Source organism: Rhizobium sp. UFLA01-1127, from assembly GCF_059803845.1.
The window spans coordinates 1-8,437 of sequence record NZ_JAUQTZ010000200.1 but is presented as its reverse complement, the minus strand read 5'-3'; the positions used below and the strand labels follow the sequence as shown (position 1 = coordinate 8,437).

10 protein-coding genes are annotated in these 8,437 nt (G+C 62.1%); 2 read left to right on the top strand and 8 right to left on the bottom strand.

Annotated features, from left to right (window positions below; all coding sequences use genetic code 11):
- Together Q4Q11_RS29635 and Q4Q11_RS29630 are read left to right on the top strand one after the other, a co-directional pair.
- Positions 1-958, top strand: a 958-nt coding sequence (locus Q4Q11_RS29635) for an AMP-binding protein (protein WP_498571705.1), incomplete at its 5' end; no start/stop codon positions are given.
- A gap of 102 nt (positions 959-1,060) precedes the next feature.
- Positions 1,061-1,657 (top strand): TetR/AcrR family transcriptional regulator, encoded by a 597-nt coding sequence (locus Q4Q11_RS29630; protein WP_112508561.1) that lies wholly within the window; start codon positions 1,061-1,063, stop codon positions 1,655-1,657.
- A 9-nt stretch (positions 1,658-1,666) separates the two neighbouring features.
- Here Q4Q11_RS29630 and Q4Q11_RS29625 read toward each other — a convergent pair whose 3' ends face one another.
- From Q4Q11_RS29625 to paaB, 8 genes are all read right to left on the bottom strand, one after another.
- Positions 1,667-2,281: a phenylacetic acid degradation protein PaaY gene (locus tag Q4Q11_RS29625; RefSeq protein WP_498571704.1), complete on the bottom strand. Its 615-nt coding sequence runs from the start codon at positions 2,279-2,281 to the stop codon at positions 1,667-1,669.
- A complete protein-coding gene (locus Q4Q11_RS29620) occupies positions 2,282-2,800 on the bottom strand; it encodes an acyl-CoA thioesterase (protein ID WP_162701717.1) in 519 nt (172 codons plus the stop codon).
- A gap of 4 nt (positions 2,801-2,804) precedes the next feature.
- Complete coding sequence (paaZ, locus tag Q4Q11_RS29615; protein WP_498571703.1) at positions 2,805-4,862, bottom strand: phenylacetic acid degradation bifunctional protein PaaZ; 2,058 nt, start codon at positions 4,860-4,862, stop codon at positions 2,805-2,807.
- Between the two features lie 70 nt (positions 4,863-4,932).
- On the bottom strand, positions 4,933-5,688 hold the full coding sequence (locus Q4Q11_RS29610; protein WP_498571702.1) for a Phenylacetic acid catabolic protein: 756 nt from the start codon (positions 5,686-5,688) through the stop codon (positions 4,933-4,935).
- Between the two features lie 28 nt (positions 5,689-5,716).
- Positions 5,717-6,793 (bottom strand): 1,2-phenylacetyl-CoA epoxidase subunit PaaE, encoded by a 1,077-nt coding sequence (paaE, locus tag Q4Q11_RS29605; protein WP_498571701.1) that lies wholly within the window; start codon positions 6,791-6,793, stop codon positions 5,717-5,719.
- Positions 6,794-6,818: 25 nt separating this feature from the next.
- The gene (gene paaD, locus Q4Q11_RS29600) at positions 6,819-7,343 is read right to left on the bottom strand and encodes a 1,2-phenylacetyl-CoA epoxidase subunit PaaD (protein WP_498571700.1); all 525 of its coding nucleotides are present in this window, start codon (positions 7,341-7,343) and stop codon (positions 6,819-6,821) included.
- Between the two features lie 9 nt (positions 7,344-7,352).
- Positions 7,353-8,135 carry a 1,2-phenylacetyl-CoA epoxidase subunit PaaC gene (gene paaC, locus Q4Q11_RS29595; protein ID WP_498571699.1) on the bottom strand — a complete coding sequence of 261 codons (783 nt, stop codon included), beginning with the start codon at positions 8,133-8,135 and terminating at the stop codon, positions 7,353-7,355.
- Positions 8,135-8,419, bottom strand: a complete 285-nt coding sequence (gene paaB, locus Q4Q11_RS29590; RefSeq protein WP_112508543.1) for a 1,2-phenylacetyl-CoA epoxidase subunit PaaB — start codon at positions 8,417-8,419, stop codon at positions 8,135-8,137. Before paaB ends, paaC begins: the two co-directional genes overlap by 1 nt.
- Between the last annotated feature and the right edge of the window lie 18 nt (positions 8,420-8,437).

Sequence of the window (8,437 nt, the reverse complement as noted above, 5' to 3'; positions counted from 1 at the left end):
GACCGTTGTCGCCCGCTCGATCCGCGCCTCGGGCGGCCGCGCTGGCGACCTCGTCCATATCGCCTATGGTTACGGCCTCTTCACCGGCGGCCTCGGCGCGCATTACGGCGCGGAAAAGCTCGGCTGCACGGTGGTCCCCGTCTCCGGCGGCATGACCGAGCGGCAGGTCATGCTGATGCGGGATTTCAAGCCGCGTATCATCATGGTCACGCCCTCCTACATGCTGTCGATTCTCGACGAATTCCGCCGCCAGTGCCTCGACCCGCGCGAAAGCTCGCTCGCCGTCGGTATCTTTGGCGCCGAACCATGGACCAATGCCATGCGTGACGAAATCGAGCACGCCTTCGACATGCATGCCGTCGACATTTACGGGCTGTCGGAAGTCATGGGGCCAGGCGTCGCCAACGAATGCGTCGAGAGCAAGGACGGGCTGCATATCTGGGAGGACCATTTCTATCCGGAGGTCATCGACCCGGTCACCGGCGACGTTTTGCCCGATGGCGAGATCGGCGAGCTCGTGTTTACGACGCTCACCAAGGAAGGTCTGCCGATCATCCGCTACCGCACGCGCGACCTGACACGGCTGCTGCCCGGCACCGCACGCTCGATGCGCCGCATGGAGAAGGTCACGGGCCGCTGCGACGACATGATGATCCTGCGCGGTGTCAATGTGTTCCCGACACAGATCGAGGAACAGATCTTGAAATGCCGCGGGCTTGCGCCGCATTTCCAGATCGAACTGACGCGCTCCGGCCGATTGGACAACATGACCGTTCATGTGGAGTGCACGCTGGCGGCGGCGGACGAAACTGCGCGAAGCGTTTCTGCAAAGGAACTTACCCATCACATCAAGAGCGTGGTCGGCGTCTCGACGAAGATCACTGTGCATCCGCCGGGCGGCGTTGCACGCTCCGAAGGCAAAGCGAAGCGCGTCGTCGATAATCGCCCGAAGGAATGATTGGGCATCCGGCGGGATAGCGCGGCAAGGATTTGACTGTATATAGGAAACCGGCCGCACCAGGCAGCCACGACCGACGGGGAATGAGCAGAGCAGAACGACATGGCACGCACGCGCGCAGTTGATTTCGAGGAAAAACAGCGTGGCATCTTAGCAAGTGCCGCAGCGGTCTTTGCCGAGGTGGGCATGGAAAAAGCCTCCATGTCGATGATCGCCTCGCGCGGCAATGTCTCGAAGGCCCTGCTCTATCACTACTATCCGGGCAAGGATGCGCTGATCTTCGACATCGTGCAAACGCATCTGACGGAACTCGAAAGCGCAATCGAGGCGGCAGACCGCACCGACGTAACGCCGCAGGAGCGGCTGCGCCTGCTCGTGAAATCCGTGTTGAAGAATTACGAAGGCGCGGACAACGAACACAAGGTACAGCTGAACGGCACACATACCCTCTCGCCGGAGCAGCTTTCGGAACTGAGAGCGATCGAGCGGCGCATCGTCAGGCGTTTCTCCAGCGTCATCGAGGATCTCAATCCGAACCTCAACAAGAACAGGCCGTTATTGATGCCGGTCACCATGTCGCTTTTCGGCATGATGAACTGGGTCTATATGTGGTTCAGGCCCAACGGGCCGATCACGCGCGACGAATATGCCGACATTGCCACCACCCTCATCCTCGAAGGGGTCAAAGCCGTACGTTGATGTCGCGCATCAGCCGCCCAGCTTCATCCGTTCGAGGATAAGCGGATCATATTCCGGCGCCCGAATGCGGCGGCGATCCGGCTCGGGCGCGGTCAGCGGCTCGACCGCCGCCAGCTTTTCCTTCGCCTCCAGCGCCAGGCGCTGATAGATGGCGGTACCCTGGCGCTTCCAGGCGATCTCCTCCGGCGTCAGGTCGCGCACGACACGCGCCGGCGATCCCAGAGCAAGGCTGTTTGCGGGGATTTCGGCGCCGGCCTTGACGAAGGCCAAGGCGGCAACGATGGCGTTTTCGCCGATGACGGCTTCGTCCATGATGACGGCGTTCATGCCGACCATCGCATTGGCGCCGATCCTGCAGCCGTGCAGCACCGCGCCATGGCCGATATGCCCCGCCTCGCCAATCGTCACTTCCAGATTCGGAAAACTATGCACGACGCAAGTCTCCTGCACATTCGAGCCGCGCTCGAGCACGATGCGTCCGAAATCACCCCGCAGCACGGCACCCGGCCCGACATAGCAGGCCGGGCCGATAGTGACATCGCCGATGACGGTCGCCGCCGGATGCACGAAGGCTGCGGGATCGATGATCGGGATTACGCCGTCATAGGAATAGATCTGCGCCATCTAGTCGGCTCCTAATCCCTCGACATCACGGCCGGTCTCCGCTACCGCCTCCAGCCGCTGCGCGAATTCGCGGCGCAAGGTGCGGCGCAGCTGGGCTGCCTTGTGCCGGCGAATATCGGCAGGCGTTATCGGCACCAGCTCTGGCACCCGAACGGGCCGGCCGGCCTCATCGACCGCGACCATGGTGAAATAGCAGGAATTGGTATGGCGGCGCTGGCCGGATCGAATGTTCTCCGCCTCCACCCTTATGCCGACTTCCATCGACGTACGCCCCGTATCGTTGATCGAGGCGCGGAAGGTGACGAGTTCGCCGACATTGATCGGCTCCTTGAACAGCACCTGATCGACCGACAGCGTCACCGCATATTGTTTGGAGTAGCGCGACGCGCAGGAAAAGGCGACGCGGTCGAGCAGGTTCAGAAGTGCGCCGCCGTGTACCTTGCCGCTGAAATTCGCCATATCCGGCGTCATCAGCACGGTCATTTCCAGGCGATGCGGGTCTTGCTCGGTCGTCGTCATGCACTCACTCTCTCGTTTTCGCCACCATCGTCAGAACGTCATATTGCGCGACGACGGCATCCATCTGGTTCGTTACCTTGCAATCCCAGCGCACCTCGCCATGCTCGGCATTGGCACGGGGATTGATCTCCTTGCAGGTCAACTGCACCTGGAGCGTATCACCCGGATTGACCGGTGTCAGGAAGCGCAGATTGTCGACCCCATAATTTGCCAGAACCGGACCCGGCGCCGGATCGACGAAGAGGCCGGCGGCAAACGAAACGATGAGATAGCCGTGCGCCACACGGCCCTCGAAAAACGGATTGGCCTTGGCCGCCTTCTCGTCCATATGGGCGTAGAAGGTATCTCCGGTGAAATGGGCGAAATGCTCGATATCGTCGAGCGTGACCGGGCGCTTGGCGGTAATGAGCTGATCGCCGATCTTGAGTTCGGCGAGCGATTTTCGGAACGGGTGCTCGCTGTCTGTCCGGGCATCCGCACCGGCCATCCAGCGACCGGTGACAGCCGAAAGCAGACGCGGCGTGCCCTGTACGGCGGTGCGCTGCATATAGTGCTTGACGCCGCGGATACCGCCCAGCTCCTCACTACCGCCGGCGCGACCGGGACCGCCGTGAACGAGGCCCGGAAGAGGCGAGCCATGGCCGGTGGAGCTTTTGGCACTGGCGCGGTTGCCGATCATCACACGGCCGTGGAATGGTGCCAGACCGAGAACCACGTCCTCGGCAAAATGAGGATCATTGGTGAAAACGGAGGCAACCAGGCTCCCCTTGCCGCGGCGCGCCAGATCGACCGCCTCTTCCGCCGTATCATAGGGCATGACGGTGCTGACCGGGCCGAAGGCCTCGACATCGTGAACGGCGCGCGCCGAACCCGGCTTGTCGCAATAAAGCAGAACCGGATTGAGGAAGGCGCCGGCGCGTGCATCGCCGGACATGACACTCGGATGATCGGGATCACCGCCGACGATTTCGGCCTCGCTGGCGAGATCACGAATGCGCGCCCTCACTTCTTCGCGCTGGCCGAGGCTCGCAAGCGGCCCCATGCGAACCGTCTCATCGGACGGATTTCCGATCGCCGTCTTACCGAGGCGATCGTTCAAGGCTTCAATCAGTGCCTCGCTATAGGTCCGGGGCGCGATCACACGGCGGATGGCCGTGCATTTCTGACCGGCCTTCACGGTCATCTCGCGGACGACCTCCTTGACGAAGAGGTCGAATTCCTCCGTGCCCGGGGCGGCATCGAGACCGAGCACGGCCGCATTGAGGCTGTCGGCCTCCATGGTAAAGCGCACGGAATTCTCGACGATCTCCTTGTGGGTCTTCAGGCGCTGGCCGGTGGCAGCGGAGCCGGTAAAGGTCACCACATCCTGGCCGTCGACATGGTCAAGAAGATCGCCGACCGAACCGCAGATAAGCTGCAGCGCACCTTCCGGCAACAGACCGGTTTCGATGATGCGGCGGACCACAAGTTCGGTGAGGTAGGCCGTCTGGCTCGCCGGCTTGACGATCGCCGGGACGCCGGCAAGCAGGGTCGGCGCGACTTTTTCCAGCATGCCCCAGCAAGGAAAGTTGAAAGCGTTGATGTGAACAGCAACGCCCTGCAGGGGACTTAAGATATGTTGCGCGGAAAAACTCTGATCCTTGGAAAGCGGCTCCACATCGCCATCGAGCAGCACGCGCGCATTCGGCAGCTCGCGCCGGCCCTTGGAGGCGTAGGACAGCAGGGTACCGATACCGCCTTCGATATCAACCCAGCTGTCGGCGCGCGTGGCGCCTGTTGCCGTCGAAAGCGCGTAGAATTCTTCCCTCCTGTCGAGCAGCGCCTGGCCAAGCGCCTTCAGCATCGCGGCGCGCTCGTGGAAGGACATGCGCCTGAGCGCCGGCCCGCCCTTGTCGCGGCCATGTGCCAATGTCTGCTTGAAATCGATGCCGGAGGAATCGATTGACGCGACAGGCTCGCCTGTGGACGCATCGAGCAGCGGCACGCCTTGCTTGGCGCCGGCGACCCAGATACCTCCGACGTAGCTTTCAAGCCGGCGCGGCTGGCTTGCCATGATGTTCATCCGAATTTCCTTCCTTCATCGTTCCCAGCAGTTTCGAAGGGAAAACCGTTCCGCAGTTTTCCGGAGCTGCTTAATTCAGTCCAAGCGCGGACAGCTGCGCATCAACTTCAGCCTGCCATTCGGCAAGCAGGGTCTCGTTAGGCTGATGGCGCAGGCCGAAGCGCGACAATGTCTCGAAGCGGGCCGAGCCGGCATGGCCGAAGCTCGCGGCAACGCGGGGATACCAATAGGCAACCGAAGCCCGCGCCTTCGCCCGCCCCCCATCTTCAGCGACGATGCGGGCAAGGCCGGCAGCACCGAGTTCCGCATGCCGCTTCTCGCGCGGCAGGACGGCACGAAAGACTTCGGCTAGCGGCTGATAGGATACGCGGGCGAGCTCCTTCAGCTGGACGACGCTGGCTGTGCCCATCAAAACATTCATGACGACAGCATCCGCCCAGCCTTCAAGCGGATAGTGAAAGACGGAAAGCCGCATGTCGCCGCCTTGCCTGACAGCGCCGATATCGGCATCACGGGCGAGCCTTACCGCCCAGGGGTGGTGCACGGCGTAGCGGCCGCCATCGACGCCGAAGGTCTCCATGATCTTCAAAACCTGGCCGGCGTGATCGGTCTTTTCCAGCACGATGCGTGCCGCGGAAATGCGCTCCTGAATGCCGGGCGCATCGTTGATGATATCGGCAAAACCGGCGGAACCGGCCAGCTCGCTATCGACGAAGCTCGCCATCAGACGCAGCAATTCGCCACGATAGCGAGCAGGCACATTGTCGGGCGAGGAGAGCATCCCGCCCTCCTCCAGATATTGCTCGATCGGCATCGTCTCGGACATGTCGTTCCTCCCTTCGATGCGGCCCGGCCTATTGGTCGTAGCTGACGACGATGCGGTCGGTAAGCGGGTAGCACTGACAGGTCAGCACATAGCCCTGGCGCACCTCATAATCCTCGAGCGCGTGGTTGACCTCCATCTCGACTTCGCCTTCGAGAACCTTGGCCCGGCAGGTGGAGCAGACCCCCGCCTTGCAGGCGTAGGGTGCGTCCATCGCGTTTTCGAGCGCCGCGTCGAGCAGGCACTGACCATGCTTGGGAAACTTGAAGACACGCGTCGCGCCATCGAGCGTGACGGTCGCCTCACAGCTCGTCTCATGATCGGCGGCGGCGACACTCTCCATTTTGCGGCGGGCGCGGCCGGGCTGTGAAGAAGCGAAAAGCTCTAACTTGATCTGGTCGTCGCGCATTCCGTGCTCACGGAGCGCCGCAGCGATCGCCAGCATCATCGGCTCGGGACCGCAGATGAAGGCTGTCGCAACCGACGTCAGATCGATCCAGCTCTTGAAGAGCGCCTTGCATTTTTCCGCATCGATCCGGCCGGTGAAAAGGTCGATCTCCTGCGCCTCGCTTTCGAGAATATGCAGCACCGAGAGACGGCCGAGATAGAGGTTCTTCAGATCGTCGAGTTCCTCGCGGAACATGATCGAACTGATCTGCCTGTTGGCATAGACCAGCGTGAAGACCGCACGCGGCTCGCGCGCGAGCACCGTCTTGATGATCGAGAGGACGGGCGTGATGCCGCTGCCGCCGGCAAAACCGAGATAGTGCTTGGCGACATCCGGCTCGATCGCCGTGAAGAAGGCGCCCATCGGCGGCATGGCTTCGAGCGTGTCGCCGGTCTTCAGGTTTTCATTGATCCAGGTCGAAAAGCAGCCGCCATCCACGCGCTTGATGCCGACCTTCAGCACGCCCTCATCCTTGCCGGCGCAGATCGAATAGGAGCGGCGTAGCTCCTCATCATCGAACTTGCGGCGGAAGGTCAGATACTGGCCCTGCGTGAAATCGAAGACGGCCCGATCCTCCTCGGATGGCGCAAGCGTGACGACGACCGCATCGCGCGTCTCGCGGCGAACCTCGGTGACGGTCAGGGGATGGAAACGTGCCATGGATGCGGGTCTCGTCCTGTTGGGATCAAATGCACTTGAAATAATCGAACGGCTCGAGACACTCGGTGCAGCGATAGCTCGCCTTGCACGGCGTCGAGCCAAACTGGCTGATCTTCTCGGTCTTCGCCGATCCGCAGCGCGGACAGGCGATCGTCAGGTTCGCGCGGCCGGAAAGCCGGTCGATGCGCTTCATCAAGATGCCGTCTTCAGCCGTGCCGTCGATCGGCGGGGCGATGCCGTAGGCGCGCAATTTCTCACGTCCCGCAGCGCTGATCCAATCGGTCGTCCAGGCGGGCGACAGCCGGCGCTCGAGGCGCACTTTGTCGAGGCCCTTTTCAGCCAATGCCCGGTCGATATCGAGGTTGATCACCGTCGTGGCGGGACAGCCCGAATAGGTCGGCGTCACCGTCACGACAAGCGTATCATCCTGCCAGCCGACATCGCGGATGATGCCGAGATCGGTCACGGAAATCACCGGGATTTCCGGATCTGGCACTTCAGACAGCCAGTGCCAGATCTCATCGATTGAAGGATGAAGCGCGGTCGTCATTTGCGCCTCCTACCAGGTCGCGCCCGGATAGGCGCGCTGCAGGAATTGCAGTTCGGTAAGGATATAGCCGAGATGCTCGGTGTGAACGCCGCGCCGGCCGCCCTTGTGCATGTAGCCGTCAGCAGGTCGCTTCAGCGTCGCCTCCGCAAGTGCGTCGGAGACGATCTCATCCCATCCGGCTTTGAGGCTTTGCGGTTCCGGGATCACGCCCGCTTCCACCAGCGCCGCATCGGATGCATCGCCGATGAACATTTCGCCGGTGAAGGCCCAGAGATCGCCGAGCGCCTCCTGCATGCGGCGATGGCTTTCAGCCGTGCCGTCGCCCAGGCGGACGATCAGGTCGCGGCTGCGATCAAGATGATAGGAGACTTCCTTGAATGCCTTTTCCGCGATCTCGGCAATGCGCGGATCGGCCGAGCCTTTCAACGCTTTCAGCAGCAGATAGTGCCAGGCGTCGAAGAGGAATTGCCGCATCAGCGTCTTGCCGAAATCACCGTTCGGACGCTCGAGGAGCAGGATGTTGCGGAACTCGAAACCGTCGCGCAGATAGGCAAGATCGTCCGCCGAGCGGCCCTTGCCTTCCACCTCGCCGGCAAGACCGAGCCACAGCTGTGTCTGGCCGATGAGATCGAGCGCCGTGTTGGCAAGAGCGATATCCTCCTCCAGCGCCGGCCCGTGCCCGCACCATTCGGAGACGCGATGGCCAAGTATCAGCGTGTTGTCGCCGATGCGCAGCAGGAATTCGAAGAGAGCGGCACGATCGACCATCGGCTCAACGGAAGTGGCCGCCATCACATGTGCCCCACTTCATCGGGAATGTCGAAGAAGGTCGGGTGACGGTAGATCTTCGAATTGGACGGGTCGAAGAGCGGCCCCTTCTCCGAAGGGGCGCTGGCGGTAATCTCGGACGAGCGCACCACCCATATGCTGACACCCTCGTTGCGGCGCGTATAGACATCGCGCGCGTTGTTGATCGCCATCTCGGCATCGGGTGCATGCAGGCTGCCGACATGGCGATGGTTGAGACCGTGCTGACCACGGATGAAGACTTCCCAAAGCGGCCATTCGCTGGACATGTTTCTCACTCCCAGAAT